At 68.3% G+C, this 19,230-nt stretch carries 17 protein-coding genes; 10 read left to right on the forward strand and 7 right to left on the reverse strand.

Features of this window, described 5'->3' with window-relative positions; translation table 11 throughout:
• Positions 1-72: 72 nt before the first annotated feature.
• Positions 73-1,317: an MFS transporter gene (locus HALDL1_16275; GenBank protein AHG04979.1), complete on the reverse strand. Its 1,245-nt coding sequence runs from the start codon at positions 1,315-1,317 to the stop codon at positions 73-75.
• A 374-nt stretch (positions 1,318-1,691) separates the two neighbouring features.
• On the opposite strand from HALDL1_16275, the gene HALDL1_16280 reads away from it, so the two are divergent.
• Entirely contained in the window at positions 1,692-2,672 is a 981-nt protein-coding gene (locus tag HALDL1_16280) for a delta-aminolevulinic acid dehydratase (protein AHG04980.1), read from the forward strand.
• Positions 2,673-2,749: 77 nt separating this feature from the next.
• Here the strand turns inward: HALDL1_16280 and HALDL1_16285 are convergent, their stop codons facing one another.
• The 3 genes from HALDL1_16285 to HALDL1_16295 all read right to left on the reverse strand — a co-directional run bounded on the left by HALDL1_16285 (position 2,750) and on the right by HALDL1_16295 (position 4,716).
• Positions 2,750-3,055, reverse strand: a complete 306-nt coding sequence (locus tag HALDL1_16285; GenBank protein AHG04981.1) for a hypothetical protein — start codon at positions 3,053-3,055, stop codon at positions 2,750-2,752.
• 55 nt (positions 3,056-3,110) lie between these two features.
• The gene (locus tag HALDL1_16290; protein ID AHG04982.1) at positions 3,111-3,386 is read right to left on the reverse strand and encodes a DNA-binding protein; all 276 of its coding nucleotides are present in this window, start codon (positions 3,384-3,386) and stop codon (positions 3,111-3,113) included.
• Between the two features lie 64 nt (positions 3,387-3,450).
• Positions 3,451-4,716 carry a hypothetical protein gene (locus tag HALDL1_16295; protein AHG04983.1) on the reverse strand — a complete coding sequence of 422 codons (1,266 nt, stop codon included), beginning with the start codon at positions 4,714-4,716 and terminating at the stop codon, positions 3,451-3,453.
• Between the two features lie 450 nt (positions 4,717-5,166).
• On the opposite strand from HALDL1_16295, the gene HALDL1_16300 reads away from it, so the two are divergent.
• From HALDL1_16300 to HALDL1_16330, 7 genes are all read left to right on the forward strand, one after another.
• Positions 5,167-7,002: an ammonium transporter gene (locus HALDL1_16300; GenBank protein AHG04984.1), complete on the forward strand. Its 1,836-nt coding sequence runs from the start codon at positions 5,167-5,169 to the stop codon at positions 7,000-7,002.
• 589 nt (positions 7,003-7,591) lie between these two features.
• Positions 7,592-8,929 carry a glutamate-1-semialdehyde aminotransferase gene (locus HALDL1_16305; protein ID AHG04985.1) on the forward strand — a complete coding sequence of 446 codons (1,338 nt, stop codon included), beginning with the start codon at positions 7,592-7,594 and terminating at the stop codon, positions 8,927-8,929.
• A gap of 52 nt (positions 8,930-8,981) precedes the next feature.
• The gene (locus HALDL1_16310) at positions 8,982-9,500 is read left to right on the forward strand and encodes a hem operon protein (GenBank protein AHG04986.1); all 519 of its coding nucleotides are present in this window, start codon (positions 8,982-8,984) and stop codon (positions 9,498-9,500) included.
• Between the two features lie 126 nt (positions 9,501-9,626).
• Positions 9,627-10,802: a porphobilinogen deaminase gene (locus HALDL1_16315; GenBank protein AHG04987.1), complete on the forward strand. Its 1,176-nt coding sequence runs from the start codon at positions 9,627-9,629 to the stop codon at positions 10,800-10,802.
• 1 nt (position 10,803) lies between these two features.
• Positions 10,804-11,544, forward strand: a complete 741-nt coding sequence (locus HALDL1_16320; GenBank protein ID AHG04988.1) for a uroporphyrin-III C-methyltransferase — start codon at positions 10,804-10,806, stop codon at positions 11,542-11,544.
• The gene (locus tag HALDL1_16325) at positions 11,541-12,257 is read left to right on the forward strand and encodes a uroporphyrinogen III synthase (protein AHG04989.1); all 717 of its coding nucleotides are present in this window, start codon (positions 11,541-11,543) and stop codon (positions 12,255-12,257) included. Before HALDL1_16320 ends, HALDL1_16325 begins: the two co-directional genes overlap by 4 nt.
• Before the next feature lie 326 nt (positions 12,258-12,583).
• Positions 12,584-13,990: a recombinase RecJ gene (locus tag HALDL1_16330; GenBank protein AHG04990.1), complete on the forward strand. Its 1,407-nt coding sequence runs from the start codon at positions 12,584-12,586 to the stop codon at positions 13,988-13,990.
• Here the strand turns inward: HALDL1_16330 and HALDL1_16335 are convergent, their stop codons facing one another.
• From HALDL1_16335 to HALDL1_16345, 3 genes are all read right to left on the reverse strand, one after another.
• Positions 13,991-15,043, reverse strand: a complete 1,053-nt coding sequence (locus tag HALDL1_16335; protein ID AHG04991.1) for a peptidase — start codon at positions 15,041-15,043, stop codon at positions 13,991-13,993.
• A gap of 969 nt (positions 15,044-16,012) precedes the next feature.
• Positions 16,013-17,041, reverse strand: a complete 1,029-nt coding sequence (locus tag HALDL1_16340; protein ID AHG04992.1) for a hypothetical protein — start codon at positions 17,039-17,041, stop codon at positions 16,013-16,015.
• 122 nt (positions 17,042-17,163) lie between these two features.
• Positions 17,164-17,511, reverse strand: a complete 348-nt coding sequence (locus HALDL1_16345; GenBank protein AHG04993.1) for a transcriptional regulator — start codon at positions 17,509-17,511, stop codon at positions 17,164-17,166.
• Positions 17,512-17,586: 75 nt separating this feature from the next.
• Between HALDL1_16345 and HALDL1_16350 the strand changes: the two genes are divergently transcribed.
• Both HALDL1_16350 and HALDL1_16355 read left to right on the forward strand, forming a co-directional pair.
• Entirely contained in the window at positions 17,587-18,201 is a 615-nt protein-coding gene (locus HALDL1_16350) for an alkylmercury lyase (protein AHG04994.1), read from the forward strand.
• Positions 18,202-18,294: 93 nt separating this feature from the next.
• Entirely contained in the window at positions 18,295-19,197 is a 903-nt protein-coding gene (locus HALDL1_16355; GenBank protein ID AHG04995.1) for a sodium-dependent transporter, read from the forward strand.
• Positions 19,198-19,230: the final 33 nt, after the last annotated feature.

Here is a 19,230-nt window from a genome sequence, read left to right on the forward strand (position 1 = left end):
GACACTACGGGAAGTTAGCTGTTCGCTGAACGGAGTTTCACTAAGCGCCCCGATAGTTCGGTACGGTACCAGCTACCACTCCGTAAGTGCGTCGCGGCCGTGTGAGTGGGTGAGCACGCCGAGGAACGTCGCGACGCCCGTGAGCGCGAACGCGCCGCCGACGTAGAACGCCCACTCCATGCCGAACTGCGACATGAGCGCGCCGCCGAGCATCGGCGCGAGCACACTCCCGGGCCGCCAGACGAGTTCCCGGACGCCGAACGAGGAGGCCACGCCGGCGCCGTCGCTGCCCTCGTCGGCGAACAGCGCCATGCTCGCGGGCTCCCGGAAGGAGTCCGCGACGCCGAGCAGGCCGTTCACCACTAGCAGCGGGACGAACGCGGGCGACAGAGACCCGAGCACGGGGAACAAGGTGGGTGCGCCGAGGGCGGCGCCGACGGCAGGCGTAAACGGCACGGTGAGTGCAACGAGGCCGTACGCCGTGCCGCCGACGGCGACGAACAGCGAGCGCCCGTAGCGGTCCGAGAGCGTGCCCGTGTGCGGTTGGCAGAGCATGTTGGTGAACTTCTCCGCGCCGAGCACGACGGCCACCACGACGCCGCTGTAGGCCAGTCCGCCCTCCGCGACGGTGAGGCCGGCGAACACTGACACCCACGAGCGCACGAGCGTCACCGCGACGGCGTACTGCGACCGGAAACTCGTCAGCGTGAGGATGCGGCGGTTCACCGCGAGGTCGCTGAACGGGAACCCCCGGATGCGGGTGTCGTCGGCGTCGAGGAACATCCACACCGCGACGAACGCGACGACGAACTGGGCGCCGAGGAGGTAGAACACCGGCCCGAAGCCGTAGAGGTCGTAGAGGCCACCGGCGGCGGCGAACCCGAGCAGGGAGGCCGCGAACCGCCAGGCGTTCGCCTTCCCGATGTGGTTCGCGCGCGTCTCCTTCGTCGCGAGTTCGCCGACGAGCGCGAGGCTCAACAGCCCCATCCCGGTGGCGAGGATGCCCTGGCCACCGCGCACGGCGACGAGTTCCCACGACGAGTCGACGACGACGAAGGCGGCCGAAACGACCACGCCGAACCCGAGTAATGCGAGGAGCACGTCGCGCTTGTCGTAGCGGTCGCCCGCCCACGCGAGGGGCACGACGGCGACGGCCTGCGTCGCCGTGAACCCCGTGAAGAACAGACCCAGCATCAGCCCCGACGCCCCCAGTTCGTTGGCGTACTTCGGGAGCAGCAACGCGAGCGCGCTGAAGCCGAACCCGCCCGCGAACCGCGTGACGTACAGCGCGTAGAACTGGAGTCGGTCGCGGTTCACAGTCGCGGGTGTCGGGGTGCGGCCAAGACTGTTGTGAAACCGGGCGGCGACGATGGGTTTCGGACCGCGCACCAACCGATAGATTCAGCCAGCGCGACAACCGGTCGCCTGGCGGTCGCAGGGAGAGCGAAGCGCTCCCGAGACCTCAGGAATCTCCGATTCCTGGCGGATTGTAAGGGCGAGCGCACCTCGACGAACCCGGACGAAGTGAGCACCGAACGACTGGAGGGAGTGAGGCGCACAACGAGTCCCGGGAGTCGAGCGGTGCGAGGGCTTACAGGCGTCAACGTCGGCAACTGCAGTTCTGTAGGCGTCTACGATGACTGTCCGCCGGTTCCGCGAATCCTTTTGTCCCTGGGCCCGGAGTCCCGTCCATGAACCTCACGGACCGACCGCGTCGCCTGCGCCGGGACGGCGTCCGCGGCCTCGTCTCGGAGACGACGCTCTCACCCTCGGACTTCGTCGCGCCGGTGTTCGTCGACGCCACCGCCGACGAGCGCCGCCCCATCGAGTCGATGCCGGGCCAGGAGCGCGTCCCGCTCGACGACGCCGTCGCGCGCGTCGAGGAAGTCCTGGAGACGGGCGTGGAGGCCGTCATGCTGTTCGGCATCCCCGAGTCGAAGGACGAGCGCGGCACCCGCGCGTACGCCGAGGACGGCGTCGTCCAGGAGGCGACCCGCCGCATCACGAGCGAGACTGACGCCTACGTCGTCACAGACGTCTGCCTCTGCGAGTACACGAGCCACGGCCACTGTGGCGTGGTCGAGCACGACGCCGCCGAGGACCCAACCCTAACAGTGCAGAACGACGAGACGCTGGACCTGCTGGCGAAGACGGCCGTCTCGCACGCCGAGGCGGGCGCAGAGATGGTCGCGCCCTCGTCGATGACCGACGGGATGGTCGCCGCCATCCGCGAGGCGCTGGACGACGCCGGGTTCTCGGACGTGCCCATCATGTCCTACGCGGCGAAGTACGAGTCGGCGTTCTACGGGCCGTTCCGGGACGCGGCGGACGGTGCACCCGCGTTCGGGGACCGGCGGCATTACCAGATGGACCCGGCGAACCGCCGCGAGGCGAGTCGAGAGGTCGCCCTCGACGTCGAGCAGGGGGCGGACGTGCTCATGGTGAAGCCCGCGCTCCCGTACCTCGACGTCGTCTCGGACGTGCGGGAGCAGTTCGACCGACCGGTCGCGGCGTACAACGTCTCCGGGGAGTACGCGATGCTCCACGCTGCCGCCGACCGGGGGTGGCTCGACATCGAGGCGACCGCTCGCGAGAGCCTGCTATCCATCAAGCGCGCGGGGGCAGACCTCATCGTGACCTACTTCGCGGAGGACGTAGCGAAGACACTCTGAGCGCGGGTGTCGACGGGGTCGTGGCGAGGGTGCCGGACCGACGCGGTAGTTGCGGGAATGCTTGACCGGCGCTACGGTCAGTCCAGCGTGACCCAGGTGAGGAACCCGATGCCGAGCAGTTCGAGGCCGTGGAACAGGAGCATCGCGTGCCACGCGACGTCCGGGACCGCGGTGCTGAACCAGACCGATAGCTCCGGGTCGACGAGGTAGTAGTAGAGCGCGAACAGGTTCTCGCCGAGCAGGAGCACGGCGAACACGAGGAGGCCGAGCGTGTGCTTCGAGCGCAGTCGCAGGTAGTTCTTCGTCCAGACGGCTGCGAGCGCGGCCAGGAACACGACGTTCGCGGCGGTCGCGAACCGCGCGAAGTCTATCAGTTCGGTCATCTGCGGGTCACCCGTCGTGGGTCGTCGCGTGGGTCGCGTGTGTGTCCGGTCATGGTCAGTCCAGTTTGTCGATGATGCGCTCGATGGTGTCCCAGTGGTCGCGGGCCGTCTCCGAGGGGAGGTAGACCGCGCCGTAGTCGTCGCCGCTGGCCGTCACCACGTCGTTGTCCGCGAGGACGTCGAGGTGGTGGCGGACGGTGTCGTAGTTGAGGTCGAGGCCCTCGGCCAGCTTGTTGGGGTTACGCGGGTGGTCGTCGAGCGCGCGGAGAATCCGGACGCGGTTCACACTGCCACGAGTGCTCGACAGCACGTACCAGAGGACCGCCTCCATTGGTAGCGACGTCCGACAGCGAGTAGATAAGGCCGTCGGCTTCGGCCGGTGTCCCCCCGTCGGCTCACTCCTCGACGACGAACTGGCCGGCGATCTCCGTGACCTCGGCCATCGTCTTCGGTTCGTCCACGGCCATCGGGAACGGTGAACTGGCGTTCAGTTCGTTGAGGAACGCCGCGTGGCGCGCCTCGACGCTGTGGATGCCGATGGCGGCCGAGAACACCGCGTCGTTCGATACGGTCGGTGCGGCGCCCTTGTAGGCCGCGACGCCCGTGTTCTCGAGGGCTCTGGCGACACCGAGGAACTCGCTGGGCGTCTCGTAGCCGAAGTCGTAGGTGGCCTCCTCGACGGGCGTTCCGCCGAGGTCCTCGACGGTCTGCGCGATGGCGCTCACGTGGGCGGCCTCGTGTTCGCCGACCATCTGGAGGTGGCCGGGGACCTTCATCCGCACGTGGTCACCGAACGAGGAGAGCGCGTCGGCCCCCATCAGCTCCTCGTCGCTGAACCGCTCCAGACCGTCGCGGTAGAACGCGTTCTCCAGGTGCTCGAGCGTCAGCGCGTAGTTGAGCACGTTCACGTCGCTCGTGTCGTCGTCGGCCTTGCGGTCGTGCGTCGGGCGGTCTTCGCCGGTCTCGTAGACGCTCGGGTCGACCTCCGAGGTGACGAACTGGCCCGCGATCTCCAGCACTTCCGAGACGGATTTGGCCTCGTCGACGGCCGCCGGGAACGGGGAGTCGTCGCCGACGAAGTTGAGGAACGCCGCGTGGCGCGCCTCGACGCTGTGGATGCCGGCCGCCGCCGCGAGCACCTCGTTGTTGACGACCTGTGGTGCGGCCCCGGCGTAGGCCGCGACGCCCGTGTTCTCGAGGGCCTTCGCCACCGCCAGGAACTCGCTCGGCGTCTCGTAGCCGAACTCGTACTCGCCCTCCTGGACGGGGGTCCCGTCGAGCGCTTCGACGGTCGAGGAAAGCGCCGACACGTGAGCGGCCTCGTGGTCACCGACCGTCCGGAGGTACTCCGGCACCTCCATCCGGACCGTCTCGCCGAACGAGGAGAGCGCGTCGGCGCCCATCACCTCCTCGTCGCTGAACGTCTCCAGGCCCTCCCGGTAGAACGCGTTCTCCAGGTGTTCGAGGGTGAGCGCGTAGTTGAGGAGCGGGACGTCCGGCGCGGGCTCGGGCGCCGCCGTCGTCGTGGTCGATTCCGTCGTCGCCCCGCCGCCGGAGTTCTGGCCTGCGCAGCCGGCCATTGTGGCCGTGCCGACCGCCGCGGCGAGTCCGAGGAACCTGCGGCGGCTGTGCCGGTCGTCTGCGTCGTCGGGTTGGGTCATAGTGCATCCACACCGTCACCCTTTCCACTCATGACGGTTTTCCGAGTTCTTCCGGGATTCTGGGGGAGCTACGAGCCTACTCCGCCGGAACTCGGACCCAATTTCGTCGGAAGTGTGGCGGACTGGGCCGATGTCTGCAGCCGTCAGCCGAGGGTGGCTCCCTCCGCTTTGGGACGGCGCGCGGGCCCGAACCAGCCCGCTTCCGGCAACACTTTCCACAACGTTCGTCCAGTCCCAGTGGACGAGCGTCCCGTTTTCTGGACGGAATACAACCTTATATCCACCTAATACGCTTGTAGTTCGGACGACCGTCCACCTACTACCCTTATAATTGTGCGATTGTCGAGCAAACCTTTAGGTGCGAAGACGTTGTGCCACTGTTCTGTCCATGTTCGAAACGAACACGCTAGATTCGCCCGAAACTCGCAACGTACGTCCACTGGTGGAACCATGGTGAACGCCACCGTCGCCAACGGCATCAACGCCGTCTGGGTGCTCGTCGTCACGTTCCTCATCTTCTTCATGCAGCCGGGGTTCGCGCTGCTGGAGGCCGGGCAGGTGCGTGCGAAGAACGTCGGTAACGTCCTGATGAAGAACATGACCGACTGGGCGCTCGGCGTGCTGGTGTACTTCCTCGTCGGCGCCGGCGTCGCCGGCGTCGTCGGAATGTTGACCTCCGGCGCGGCGTTCGACCTCGCGGCGGCGTTCTCCTACATCGGGGCGCCCGGGTCGAACGGCTGGATCAACTGGGTCTTCGGCGCCGTCTTCGCGATGACGGCGGCGACCATCGTCTCCGGCGCCGTCGCCGAGCGGATGGACTTCCGCGCGTACGTCCTGTTCGCGGCCACGCTGACCGGCCTCATCTACCCCGTCGTCCAGGGGCTCACCTGGAGCGGCGGGCTGCTGGCGCTGGCCACCGACCCGGCCAACAACGGGTTCGTGGCCGACGTGCTCGGCGTCGGCTACCTCGACTTCGCGGGCGCGACCGTCGTCCACATGTGCGGCGGCCTCGCGGGCCTCGTCGCCGCGAGGATGGTGGGCCCCCGCCGGGGCCGCTTCGACGAGAACGGCGACAGTCAGCCCATCCCCGGCCACTCGATGCTGCTGGCGGTGCTGGGGACGCTCATCCTGGCGTTCGGCTGGTACGGCTTCAACGTCGGCACGCAGGCGACGATACTCTCCGTCGCCGACGACGGGAGCGTCGCCTTCATGGGTGCCGCGCTCGGCCGCGTCGCGCTCGTGACGACCCTCGGCATGGGCGCCGGCGCTGTCGCCGCCATGCTGGTGTCGACCGCCCGCCAGGGCAAGCCCGACCCACTCTGGATGGCCAACGGCCTGCTCGCGGGCCTGGTGGCCGTGACGGGCGCGGTCCCGCACGTCACCTGGTGGGGCGGCCTCGTCATCGGCGCCATCGGGGGAGCGCTCGTGCTGCCGACCTACCGCTGGGTCGTCGACTCCCTCAAGATCGACGACGTCTGTGGCGTCTTCGCGGTCCACGGCGCCGCGGGCGCGGTGGGGACCATCCTCATCCCCGTCTTCGCCGCCGACTCGGCCGGAGCCTCGATTCTGGGCGACGCGTGGGCGTTCGGCGGCCTCGACCAGCTAGCGATGCAGGTCGTCGGCGTCGCGGTCATCGCCGGCTGGACCATCGCCGCCTCGGCTGTGGTGCTCGCTATCGCGGACGTGCTGTTCGGCCTCCGGGTCAGCGACGAGGAGGAGGACCTCGGGCTGGACCGCGGCGAACACGGCGTCACCGTCTACCCCGAGTTCGTCGGCGACTCCGCCTCCGACCGGACCCCGGCCGCCGTCGACGGCGGCGAGGTGCGTGCGGACGGCGGGGACGTCGATGACGACGACCTCCGCACCGATGGTGGTGTGGACGAACTCCGCACCGACGGCGGTGAGGACGTTGCTGAAGCCGATGCTAGTACCCCGAACGACGGCGGCATCAAGATGGTCGTGGGCGTCGTCCGCCCGGACCGCCTCCGGGAGGTGAAGACCGCGCTCGCGCAGGTCGGCGCGCCGAGCATCACGGTGACGAACGTCTCCGGGCGTGGGAGCCAGCCCGCCAAGACTGGGCAGTGGCGCGGCGAGGAGTACACGGTCGACCTCCACCAGAAGGTGAAGGTGGAGTGCGTGGTCGCCGACATCCCCGCCGAGGAGGTCGTCGAGGCCATCCGCGAGGCTGCCGACACCGGCGAGCCCGGCGACGGGAAAATTTTCGTCCTCCCGGTCGAGAGCGCGGTGCAGGTCCGGACCGGCATCGAGGGACCGGACGCGGTCTGAGCCGGCGAGCGTTCCGGTGACGGCCGCACGGTCCCCGACTCACGTGGGTTCGCGGCAGTAGACCCCCATTCTCTCCGTTCACGACGCCCCGAGTAGCGACGCCGCCGCCGTCGTCTCCCGCAGCGCGGCCGACGTCGAGCGCGCGACCGACCTGTAGTCTCCCGCTGTGGGCGTGCCACGTCCGTTCGATTTCTACTTGTCAAACGTCTCGGTTTCTCACGAAATACAACCTTATACTGACTGTATTCGCTTGTATTCCGTTCGCTCTGTAACCCATCGGCTATATTATTGGACGATTGTCTGGCGAAGTTTTAGGTGGTGTGAGCCCGTACCACGAACTGCCGATGCACGAGACGAACGGTCACAGTTCGACTGCGAACCGTCGCGCTCGTCCACCAGTGGGTCGCGCGTCGACCCGGAGGTGAGACCGACGCACGAACAAGCCGGGTTGTTACTTTCACGGCCGCCGGACGTGCCTCCGGGCGGCCGGTGCTTCTACCGCCGCAGCCCGTTTTCGTACCCGTTCATGAGGGTCGGTCCCGAACGCCGACCCGACACCTATTTTCCGCGACCCTGCCAACCTCCGCCCATGAATCGGGAGAGCTCGCGCGAGAGCTACGACCGCGCGCTCGACGTGCTCGTCGGCGGCGTGAACTCCGCCGTGCGCGCCGCCCCCCAGCCGTACCCGACGTTCGTGCGGAAGGGCGACGGCGGCCACGTCGTCGACGTCGACGGGAACCGCTACGTGGACTGGGTGATGGGGCTCGGCCCGCTGCTGCTCGGCCACGACCTCCCGGACCCCGTGCAAGCGGCCGTCCAGCGCCGCACGAGCGAGGGGCCGATGTACGGCATGCCGACCGAACTCGAGGTCGAGCACGCGGAGTTCGTCGCGCGCCACGTGCCGAGCGTGGAGATGGTTCGGTTCGTGAACTCCGGGACTGAGGCGACCACGTCGGCAGTACGACTGGCGCGGGGCTACACCGGTCGCGACAAGATCGTCGTCATGCAGAGTGGCTACCACGGCGCCCAGGAGTCCACGCTCGTCGAGGGCGACGCGGAGCACCACGGCCCGTCGAGCGCGGGCATCCCCGCGTCGTTCGCCGAACACACTATTCCCGTGCCGTTCAACGACGCCGACGAGGCGACGCGCGTCTTCGAGGAGCACGGCGACGACATCGCCTGCGTGCTCGTCGAACCGCTGCTCGCGAACAAGGGCATCGTCGAACCCGTCGACGGCTTCCACGAGACGCTCCGTGACCTCACCCGCGACCACGGCGCGCTACTCGTCTGGGACGAGGTCATCACAGGCTTCCGCGTCGGCGGCCTCGGCTGCGCGCAGTCGAAGTACGGCGTCACGCCCGACCTCACGACGTTCGGGAAGATCGTGGGCGGCGGCTTCCCGGTGGGCGCCATCGGGGGCCGCTCGGACCTGATGGAGGAGTTCACGCCGGTCGGCAACGTCTTCCAGGCGGGGACGTTCTCCGGCCACCCCGTGACGATGGCCGCGGGCCACGAGACGCTGCGCTACGCCGCGGAGAACGACGTCTACGAGCACGTGAACGGTATCGGGCGACGGCTCCGCGAGGGGCTCCAGGAGATAGTGGCCGACCAGGCCCCCCAGTACACCGTCGTCGGCACGGACAGCCTGTTCAAAGTCGTGTTCACGCGGGGCGGCGAGGCCCAGTCCGGCCCCTGCGAGGACGGCTGCCGGCAGGACCCCGACTGCGAGCGCTTCGACGCCTGCCCGAAGAACGGCGCCGACGTCGGGAACGCCGCCGTCGAGCGCTGGAACCGCGTGTTCCGCCCGCAGATGCTCGACCGGAACGTCATGCTCTCCCAGAACCAGTTCGAGTCCCAGTTCGTCGCCTACGGCCACACGGCGGAGGACGTCGAGCGCACGCTGGACGCCTACCGCGAGGCGCTGTAGGGCGCCCACCCGGATAGGACGTTTTCAAGAGGGGCGAGTGCCAACCACGACTGTGAGCGAACTCCGAGTCGACTCCCGCTGGTGGTACTGGGTCGCCGCCGTCCCGTCCATCACCGCGTTCTGGGTGTTGAGCGCCGTCTGGGTCGCCGTCGTCGTGCTGGTGGTGCCCGAGGCCGCCACGTCGACGACGAGTTCGGCCGTCGTCTCCATCCCCGCGGTGGCGCTCGGCGCCCCCGCTCTCGTCGCGTTTCTCGTGCTGCCGCTCGCGCTCATCCAGGACTCGCGGGCGGTCGAGGCGGCGGGCGGTCGCTGGTCGGGACTGGGCGCTCGCGCCGCCCAGGTCGCGGCCATCGTGGACGTCGCGCTCGTCGCGGGCATCTACCTGTTCTTCGAGGGGAACCCGAACGTCATCGATCCCGACCCGCTGGGCACGCTGCTCATCGTGGGGGCCGTCGTCGCGGGCACGTGGCTCTGCGTGCGCTACCTCCGCGAGCGCGCCAGCCTCGTCGCGATGCCGGGGTCACTGCGGGAGTGGCGCTCGGAACTCGGCGGCGGGTCGGCGCGGCGGTAGTCGCCTCGGCCGTCGTTCAGGGAGCCTCGTCGACCAGCCTGCTCGCCGGAGTTCCGGCGATGAAACTGCCGGAACTCCCCGGCGGCGAACGCAGGGGGTTTCAATGGCGCGCGCCGAGGGAGCAGTATGAGCAACGAACCGATGCGCCTCGCCTCCCGTGGCTCGGACCTCGCGCTCCGGCAGGCCGGCGAGGTCAAGAGCACGCTGGCCGACCGGCGCCACGAGGTGGACGTCGTGGAGGTCGAGACGAAGGGCGACCGGGTGACCGACGCCCTCATCAGCGAACTCGGGAAGACGGGCGCGTTCGTCCACGCGCTCGACCAGGAGGTGCTGGAGGGCAACGTCGACGCCGCCGTCCACTCGATGAAAGACGTGCCGACGGAGATGCCCGACGACCTCTTCGTGGCGGCCGTCCCGCGGCGCGGCAACCCCGCGGACGTGCTGGTGACCCCCAACGGCGCGACGCTCGACGAACTGCCCGCCGGGAGCGTCGTTGGCACCGCGAGTCTTCGCCGGGGCGCACAGGTGCAGGCGCGCCGACCGGACCTGACCGTCGAACCCATCCGCGGCAACGTCGACACCCGCGTCGAGAAGCTGCTCGCGCCCGCCCTGCAGGCCGAACACGAGGCCCGCACGGAGGCCGAGAAGGAACGCAAGGCCGAGGACGGCCGCCAGCAGGACAACGGGGACTACTCCGAGAGCATCCGCGGCGGTATCCAGAACGTCCAGGAGAACCGGGACGACGAGGAGGACGGGTCCCGGAAGAACGCGGAGTACGACCAGACCGTCGAGGAGTGGTTCGAGTCGCTGTCGCCGCTCCAGCAGTCCGCGATGGGACGCGAGGTCGAGACGGAGTACGACGCCGTGGTGCTGGCGCGCATCGGCCTCGAGCGCACCGGCCTCATTCACCACGTCGGCATCGCCGAGTTGTCCAAAGAGAGCCACGTCCCGTCGGCTGGGCAGGGCGCGCTCTGCGTCACCGCGCGCCGCGACAGCGACGTCGTGGACGACCTGCGGGACGCCCTCGACCACGTCCGCTCGCGGGTGGAGACGACCGTCGAGCGCGTCGTCCTCGAGGAACTCGGCGGGGGCTGCATCGCTCCCATCGGCATCTACGCGCTCGTGAAGGGCGAGATCGTCCGGACGTCCGTGCAGGTGTTCAGCCGGGACGGCAGCGAGCGGGTCGCGGAGACCCGGGACCTCGACGCCGAGAACTACGCCAGCGAGGCCCGCGAGTTCGCGGCCGACCTGCGCGAGCGCGGCGCCGCCGACCTCGTCGAGGCGGCCCGCCGGGAGGACTGAGATGCCCGGAACCGTGTACCTTGTCGGCAGCGGGCCCGGCGACCCGGAGCTCCTCACGGTGAAGGCGAAGCGGCTGCTCGACGATGCAGACGTCGTCCTCCACGACAAGCTTCCGGGCCCCGTGATCCTCGAGGCGATTCCCGAGGCGAAGCGCGAGGACGTCGGGAAGCGCGCTGGCGGCGAGCGCACCTCCCAGGCCGAGATCAACGAGCGCATGGTCGAACTCGCCGAGGACGGCGACGACGTCGTGCGCCTGAAGGGCGGCGACCCGTTCGTCTTCGGGCGCGGTGGCGAGGAGATGGAGTATCTCGCAGCGCACGGCATCCCATTCGAGGTAGTGCCTGGCGTCACGTCCGCAGTGGCCGCGCCGGCCGCAGCCGACATCCCAGTCACGCACCGCGACCACGCCTCCAGCGTCTCGTTCGTCACGGGCCACGAGGACCCGACGAAGCCGGAGTCCGCGGTAGACTGGCAGGCGCTCGCCGACACCGGCGGCACCATTGTCGTGCTGATGGGCGTCGGCAGACTCCCCGACTACACCCGGGAACTCCGGGACGCCGGGATGGACCCCGAGACGCCCGTCGCGCTCGTCGAGAAGGGAACTCGCCCCGGGCAGCAGGTCGCCACGGGGACGCTCGAAAGTATCGTCGAGGCCCGCGACGAGGCCGGCATCGAACCGCCCGCCGTGACCGTCGTCGGCGGCGTCGCCGGGCTCTGGGCCGAGGCCGAGGACGAGCGATGAACGTCGCCGTCTTCCGCCCGGACGACGAGCGCCTCGCCGACGCCGTCGCCCTGCTCGAATCGCTGGACGCGACTCCCGTCCCGGACCCGATGCTCGCCGTCGAACCGACGGGCGCGGTCCCCCGGAACGACGCCGACTTCACGCTCCTCACGAGCAAGACCGGCGTCGAACTCGCCGCGAGCGAGGGGTGGGAACCGGGCGATACTGTGCTCTGCGCCATCGGCGAGGCCACTGCCGAGTCGTGCCGTGACGCCGGCTGGACGGTAGACCGAATCCCCGAGGAGTACACGAGTTCGGGGCTCGTCGCCGCACTCGCAAACGAGGTGGCCGACGCGCGCGTCGAAGTCGCCCGCTCGGACCACGGCTCGGACGAACTCACCGACGGACTGAACGACGCCGGTGCGTTCGTACACGAGACTGTGCTATACGAACTCGTCCGGCCCGCGGGTGCCGGCGAGTCCGCCGAACTCGCTGCGGCCGGCGACCTCGACGCCGCGCTGTTCTCGTCGTCGCTCACGGTCGAGCACTGGCTCGACGCCGCCCGCGAGCGCGGCATCGAGGCCGACGCGCGAGCGGGACTGGACGACGCTGTGGTCGGCTGCATCGGCCCGCCGACCCGCGAGACGGCCGAGTCGCTCCGTATCGACGTGGACGTCGTGCCAGAGGACGCGGACTTCGAGCAGCTAGTCCGAGCGGCCTGCGACGCGGCCTGAGTTCTCGCAGTAGCTGATTTTCGGGAGCCCCCTGTATTCGAGACGGCCGAATCTGCCGATTTCGAGAGGAAGAGTCATCGATGCGGCGTTTTTCTCCAGCCTGGAGAAGTTCGTCGATAGCGGCACGGTGAATTCTGATAAATTCTATGTCGCGATATAGAATTACGCTCGGCGCGCATGGAAGCGCCTCCAGCGAAGCTCCGGACGTGGCTGTTCGGCGGCCGATACACCGAGATTCTGGATTTTAGTAGCCTGAATCGCCAGTTTTGGGTTCGTCGAGGCGGGAGGCCCGCAGTTTATACCCGATGGCGCGCAACATTCCCTCGATGGACGCACCGGTCCCGGAACTCGAAGCGCGGGCGGACGCCTGTGCGGACGCCCTCCGCGACGCCGACAGCGTGTTGCTGGCCTCCCACATCGACGCGGACGGCCTGACGAGCGCGGGCATCGCGTCGACGGCGCTCGAACGCGCGGAGATCACCCACGACGTGGTGTTCTCGAAACAGCTCGACAGCGAGGAGATCGCGGGCATCGCGGCCCACGACCACGACACCGTGCTGTTCACGGACTTCGGGAGCGGGCAGCTGGATATCATCGCAGAACACGAAGACAGGGGCGACTTCACGCCTGTCATCGCCGACCACCACCAGCCCGCGGACGCAGACACGAAGTTCCACCTGAATCCGCTGCTCGAGGGCGTCGACGGTGGGAAGGAGCTCTCCGGCGCGGGTGCGAGCTACGTCCTCGCGCGGGCGCTGCTGGGCGCCGACGCGACGGACCTCGCGGCGCTCGCGGTGGTCGGCGCCGTCGGTGACATGCAGACGGTGAACGGCGAACTGGTCGGCGCGAACGTCGCCATCGCCGAAGAGGGCGTCGCTGCGGGCGTGCTGGACACCGCGAAGGACCTCGCGCTGTACGGCACGCAGACGCGCCCGCTGCCGAAACTACTGGAGTACGCCAGCGAGGTGTACGTCCCCGGCATCACGAACGACCAGGGAGGCGCGATGCGGTTCCTCGACGGCCTCGACGTGGACCTCCACGACGGCGGCGACTGGCGGACGTGGGCGAGTCTCGACCACGACGAGCGCCAGACGGTCGTGAGCGCGCTCGTCAAGCGCGCAGTGCGCAACGGCGTCTCCGGCGAGAAGGTGACGGATCTCGTGGGGACGACGTACACGCTCGTCGAGGAGGAGGCCGGTACCGAGCTCCGGGACGCGAGCGAGTTCTCCACGCTGCTGAACGCGACGGCACGCTACGAGCGCGGCGACGTGGGTCTCGCGGTCTGCCTCGGCGAACGCGGCGAACCGCTTGAGGCCGCTCGTGAGCTGCTGCGCACCCACCGCCGGAACCTCTCCGAGGGGCTGTCGTGGGTGAAAGACGAGGGCGTCACCGTCGAGGACGACCTCCAGTGGTTCCACGCGGAGGACCGCATCCGTGAGACCATCGTCGGCATCGTCGCCGGAATGGCCCTGGGCGCGGAGGGCGTGAAAAGCGACCTCCCCATCATCGGATTCGGGAACAAGAACGACGAGGAGGTGAAGGTGTCGGCCCGCGGCACACCCGCACTCGTGAATCGCGGACTCGACCTCTCGGCGGTGATGGGAGCGGCCTCGCAGGCGGTCGGCGGCGACGGCGGCGGCCACACGGTCGCCGCGGGCGCGACGGTACCGAAAGGCGAGGAGCGCGCCTTCCTCGACGCTGCAGGGGAGGAAATCGCAGCTCAACTCGACTGACTACCAGGTCGCGTCGCAGACCCGCAGCCAGTTCTCCGAGGCGATCTTCCGGACGTCAGACTCCGAGTAGCCGGCGGCGCGCAGTGCGCCGAGAATCCCGGGGACGCCGGTCACGTCGCCGATGACGTCGAGCACCGTCGCGCCATCGAAGTCCGAACCGAGGGCCACGTGGTCGACGCCCATTCGGTCGACGAGGTGGTCGACGTGCTCGACGACGAGGCCGAGAGAGTCCGCGTCTCGGCCGTCTTCGGGCCGGAGCGCGCCCGCGGAGAAGGTGAGGCCGACGACGCCGTCCGTGTCGGCGACGGCGTCGAGCTGTTCGTCGGTGAGATTCCGGGAGAGCGGGCACACCTCGTGGGCGGCAGTGTGGGAGACGACAAGGGGCGCCGTCGATACGTCGTGGACGTCCCAGAACCCCTGTTCGGGGAGGTGCGCGCAGTCCACGAGGACGCCGCGGTCGTTACAACGCCTGACCAGCCGCCGTCCAGCGCCCGTGAGGCCGTCGCCGATGTCCGGCGAACTCGGGTACCGAAACGGCACGCCGTCCGCGAACGCGTTGGGGCGGCTCCACGCTAGTCCGAGCGATCGCAGACCGGCGTCGTAGTACGCCCCGAAGTTCGACATGGAGGGGTGGATGGCCTCGGCGCCCTCGAAGTGGACGACAACGCCGAACGATTCGCCCTCGACGCAGGCCCGGAAGTCCTCGGCAGTTCGGACGAGGATGACACGGTCGTCCGCTGCGAGTTCCCCGAGGAGTGAGAGCATCTCGTCGGTAGCGCGCTTCGCGTACGGCCACGCGAGCGGCGGCGGGCACTCGATCCGGTAGCCGTCCGCGGTCTCCGTGCGGTTTCCACCCGCGTCGGGCGCGAAGCGGGGTTCCGAGGGGACGAACAGCGCGAAAAACCCGGCTGCGAGTCCGCTCGCGTTGGCTCGTGGCAGGTCCAAGTGACCGTTGTCGCGGCCGTCGAGGAACTCACCCGGGGTCGCCTCTCCGCGCCAGAGGGCGAGCAGGGCGTCGTTGTGTCCGTCAACGACTGGGAGCGCGTCGGTCATTCGGTTGTCCCTAGCGGATATAGAGGGGCAAGAAGATTGGTGCTGCGGCAGGGTGGCGGGTTTCAGGCGTTCTCGCGGCCAGTAGCGCCCATCGGAGAGCCTGAATCCCGTGGTCTGCTGTGGGCGTTTCTCCCTGAACCCCACTAATTCTATATCGTGGTTTTCAGTTTATAGAGGAAAAGTAGATGACTGCAGAAGACAGCCAAAACAGTGGGTAGAGTGGCTGGATCGACTACTTCCTAGATTCTGGAGCGCGTAAATCGAGAATGGAGCTCGTAGGGTGGGAACGAGCAGAGGAGAATCGGTTTTCCGAGCCAACCAGTCTGGCCGGTGCGCCTCGGGCGTACAGAAACAGAAGGCGTAGCGAACTACTCCCCAGTAACAGGTGGTGATTGGCCACCGAACCCACCAATCAGTTTGGGGAAGGCACAAACGCGAGTTGTCCGGGGGAGCCCGGTATTCTCGAATAGTCCGAACGCACTCACGGATTCAAGCAAATGAGGAGGAGAGGAGATCGAGAAACGAGTGCAATGGTAGACGACTGGAGACAGATCGGTACCGACGCCGGTGTTAAGCGTGGAGAATCAGGAGTGGCGTGTCGTCGCTGGAATCTCGAGGTAGGTCCACCGCGATCGACCAGGGTGCAGACCGGAAACAGCCATTCAAGAAGGAGTCGTGCGCGCGAGACCGCCCCGAGCGCTCGGAACCCAGGGGAGCATCGAGGAAGTATTGGACAATTGCCTGCCGAATTCAGGAGATTCGGCCCTGTTACTGCCATTCTCACAGCCCTATTCGTGGTTCCGTCGGTTCTGAGCCAGTAGACGGCGAGACAGGCGAACCCCCGCCCGAAAAACAGCGCCTCTAATCCTGCCGCGGTGGCTTTCTATATCGTGGTATAGAATTTATCGAGACCCGACAGAGTCGCTAGTCTCATTCCGGATATCGGCTGCAAAGACCCGCTACTCCCCCTCAGACCGAGAATTGCAGTGGTCTTGTCCCCATGAACGCTGTCTCGTACCCCTCGTGGCGTGCGACCTGGGGTGGCGCACCGACGCCGAGGACGAACTCGTCGCCGGCCTGGACAGAAGGTGTGGAAGCGGCGTAGTGGTAGCCGAGTTCCGGATCGAGGGACGGCGACAGGGTAGCGTCGAGCAACATCACGCTCCCACGGCGGAGCGTGCCGAACAGCGTCATGAACGGGAGCGGCGTCAGTGACGGCGTTCGCGGGGAGACCACGACAGCGGTCTCGTCGCCGTCTCCAACCACGGTGACCGCAAACGTCGCGTCACCCATCGTGCGCACGCCGACCCGGTCACCCGGGAGAGCATCGACAGCGGGCGTGCTCGCAATTGGGACGCCGTCGAGGGGTCGCGGCTCCAGAGACCCCTTCTGTCCACCGCGTTTCGGTTTATCGAATCCGATGTCGGGGGTGTCGCTGGAGAGCCCCATCGATAGCTGGAACGTCGCATCAGCGCCTATACCGGCTATTTCGCCCGTGTACCGCGTGCTCGACGGAGCGGTCCTGACCCGAACGTCGTAAGTTCCCGGGCCGCCGAGTTCGACGTTGTCGCCGTAGTGGAAGCCGAGGCGCTGGGAGAGCATCGGCCAGCCTGCGGCGTCGTAGAACTCCTCGCCCCCTTTCGAGACTGTGAGCCGGGGTTCCGCGCCACAGAGTACGCGGCCGGTCGCGTCGTCCCAGACGACCGCGAGCAGGTGGACGTCGCCGTTCGCCCCGACCTGGCTCGTTCGCGCCCCCGTGACCACCCAGAACCGGAGCGGATGGGTGAGACAGAGCGCGCAGCGCAGCCGACCGGATTCGGCGACGTCAACGAACCGGAGCGGAGCGGTGTGCGTCGGGACGTAGACCCCCTCCGGACGGTCAGTCGCGGTCGCCGGTAGGATCGGCTTACCCGACGACGAGCGGCTCGAACAGCCAGCGAGGCCGGCGAGCCCCGCGAGGAACGCTCTTCGACGGATTTCCGGTGAGTTCGGCCACACGAGAGGCTATCCGGGCGGGAGAAACAAGGCCGTTACGCAACACCCAATAAATCGTATGTCGCGATATAGAATTCTGAGGTGGTGGTGTGGTCAGCACACAGTAGAGAGCACGGAGAACGCACCTACGCGCCGATGTCGTGGTCCTCGGCCCACTGGAGCAGCGGTTCGAGGCGTTCGTTGAGTTCCGCACCGTCCTCGGTGATGTCGTACTCGACGCGGGGCGGAATCTCGTCGTAGCGCTCGCGGGAGAGGAGACCGGCGGCAGTCAGGTCCTCGAGGCGCGCAGACAGCGTGGAACTGCTCACGTCGTCGAAGAACGCGTCGGAGAGTTCGCCGTAGCGGACGGGGCCGAGATGGGCGACGGCGCAGACCACCTGCATCGCGTACTTCCGGCTGAGCAGGTCGACGACGCCGTCGAGCTGGCAGTAACAGTTCTCGAATTCGGTGTCGGGAGCGGGAGTGTCGGACATGGCTTCGGTTCCTCGCAGTTGGTTCGGTGCTTCGGACTCGACAGTACAAGTACTTTCGTCTTCGAAGTATCGTGTATGCCGGAGAACGCGGCCGAACGCGATGCGGTCCAGCGCGAGAATCAGACGAACGACCACTGGCTCGGCGGAGGCAGCGTCCTCGAAGCGCCGCTCCCGGACACGTTCCGGGAGACGATGAGCGGATTCTTCGGAGGTGGGAAGCCGGTGACGCTCGGCGAGTGGGTCGAGGAAATCCGGTCGCTCGCTGGCGGTGGCGTCGACGTCGAACAGCTCTGCCACGCGGGCGAGGAGACGCCACACCGCGCGGAGCGGGGCGGCGAGACGACGTACTTCCAGTGTTTCTACGACGCGGTGGCGCTCGCGCACATCGTGGACGGGGCGGTCGACATCCGGACCGAGAGCCCCACTGGCGAGGAGGTGCGGGCACGAGCGACGGGAGACGGTATCGAGACGACGCCAGCCAACGCCGTGGTCTCCTTCGGCGTCGCGGCGGGCGCAGGTTCGGCGAGCGACGAGCCGACCATCGGGGAGGTCTACGACGCGGTCTGTCCGTTCGTGCGAGCGTTCCCGTCCCGAGAGGAGTACGAGAAGTGGGCCGAGGACGTCGACGCCGAGACAGTCGGACTCCCGCTGGCCGCGGGCGTGCCGGTCGCCGCCGCGCTCGTGGAATGAAGGGCGGGAGTGTGCTGGTGCACTTTGGGTCCTGCTGGGATACCCGACACTCACGACCCCCCGTGCGCTACTGGCGTCCATGAGAGGGACGCCGTGAACGCCGTCGACCTCGTCGAGGACTACCTCCTCGTGTGGATCCTGGCCGCCGTCGTGGCCGGGTTCGCGGCGCCGGAGTTGGCCGTGCTGACGGAGTACTCGACGGTCATCCTCGCGGTGATGATCGGGAGCATCTCGCTGACGCTGTCGCTGGCGGAGTTCCGGCGCGTCGACAGACGCTCGCTCGGCGTTGTCCTCCTCGGGCACGCGGCGATGCCGTTCGTCGCGTTCGCGGTCGCACGAGCGCTCGGCCTCCCGCCCGCGCTCACGACGGGGTTCGTCGTGCTCGGCGCGGTGACGCCCGAACTCGTCACGCCGGTGATGACCGAACTGTCAGGTGGCGACACGGCCCTCTCGACTGCCGCCCTCGTCGTCATCGGCGTCGGAAGCCTCGCGTTCGTGCCCGCAGTCCTCGACGTGCTCGTCGGTGGCGTGGGCGTTCGGTCAGTCGTCATCGTCGAGCAGCTAGCGGTCGCCGTGGTCGGTCCGATGGTGCTCGCCGTCGCCCTCCGGACGCGCTACGAGCAGCGGGTCGGCCGCTACGACCGCGTCTACCCCGCCGTCTCGTCCGTGATGGTCGTGCTCGTGATGGCCGGCGTAGCGGCCGCGAACGCCAGCATCGTCCGGGAGAACCTCGGACTCCTCGTGTCCGTGGGCGGTGGCGTCGTCGCGGTGAACGCCGCGGGCTACCTCCTCGGCTACGCTGTCAGCGCGGGCGGGACGCAGCCGACGCGCATCGCGGCGACGCTGTCCGTGGGAATGCGGGACTTTGCGGTGGCGGCCGCCCTTATCGTGGCCGCCGGACTGCCGACCGTCGCGTCGCTGCCCGCCGTCGCCTACGGCGTCGTGGAGATGGCGTCGAGCGCGGGGCTGGCGCGCTACCTCTCGCGAGACGGCTAACCGACGGGCACTTGCCGCGTCCCGTGTAACGTC

The organism is Halobacterium sp. DL1 (assembly GCA_000230955.3).
Taxonomy (GTDB): Archaea; Halobacteriota; Halobacteria; order Halobacteriales; family Halobacteriaceae; genus Halobacterium.

Bases quoted from the DNA above. Each gene is read 5' to 3' on its own strand.
- HALDL1_16330 (AHG04990.1), top strand. From the start codon at position 12,584: ATGGACGCACCGGTCCCGGAACTCGAAGCGCGGGCGGACGCCTGTGCG.
- HALDL1_16350 (AHG04994.1), top strand. From the start codon at position 17,587: ATGCCGGAGAACGCGGCCGAACGCGATGCGGTCCAGCGCGAGAATCAG.
- HALDL1_16295 (AHG04983.1), bottom strand. From the start codon at position 4,716: ATGACCCAACCCGACGACGCAGACGACCGGCACAGCCGCCGCAGGTTC.
- HALDL1_16315 (AHG04987.1), top strand. From the start codon at position 9,627: ATGAGCAACGAACCGATGCGCCTCGCCTCCCGTGGCTCGGACCTCGCG.
- HALDL1_16285 (AHG04981.1), bottom strand. From the start codon at position 3,055: ATGACCGAACTGATAGACTTCGCGCGGTTCGCGACCGCCGCGAACGTC.
- HALDL1_16300 (AHG04984.1), top strand. From the start codon at position 5,167: ATGGTGAACGCCACCGTCGCCAACGGCATCAACGCCGTCTGGGTGCTC.
- HALDL1_16335 (AHG04991.1), bottom strand. From the start codon at position 15,043: ATGACCGACGCGCTCCCAGTCGTTGACGGACACAACGACGCCCTGCTC.
- HALDL1_16325 (AHG04989.1), top strand. From the start codon at position 11,541: ATGAACGTCGCCGTCTTCCGCCCGGACGACGAGCGCCTCGCCGACGCC.
- HALDL1_16320 (AHG04988.1), top strand. From the start codon at position 10,804: ATGCCCGGAACCGTGTACCTTGTCGGCAGCGGGCCCGGCGACCCGGAG.
- HALDL1_16345 (AHG04993.1), bottom strand. From the start codon at position 17,511: ATGTCCGACACTCCCGCTCCCGACACCGAATTCGAGAACTGTTACTGC.
- HALDL1_16305 (AHG04985.1), top strand. From the start codon at position 7,592: ATGAATCGGGAGAGCTCGCGCGAGAGCTACGACCGCGCGCTCGACGTG.
- HALDL1_16280 (AHG04980.1), top strand. From the start codon at position 1,692: ATGAACCTCACGGACCGACCGCGTCGCCTGCGCCGGGACGGCGTCCGC.
- HALDL1_16290 (AHG04982.1), bottom strand. From the start codon at position 3,386: ATGGAGGCGGTCCTCTGGTACGTGCTGTCGAGCACTCGTGGCAGTGTG.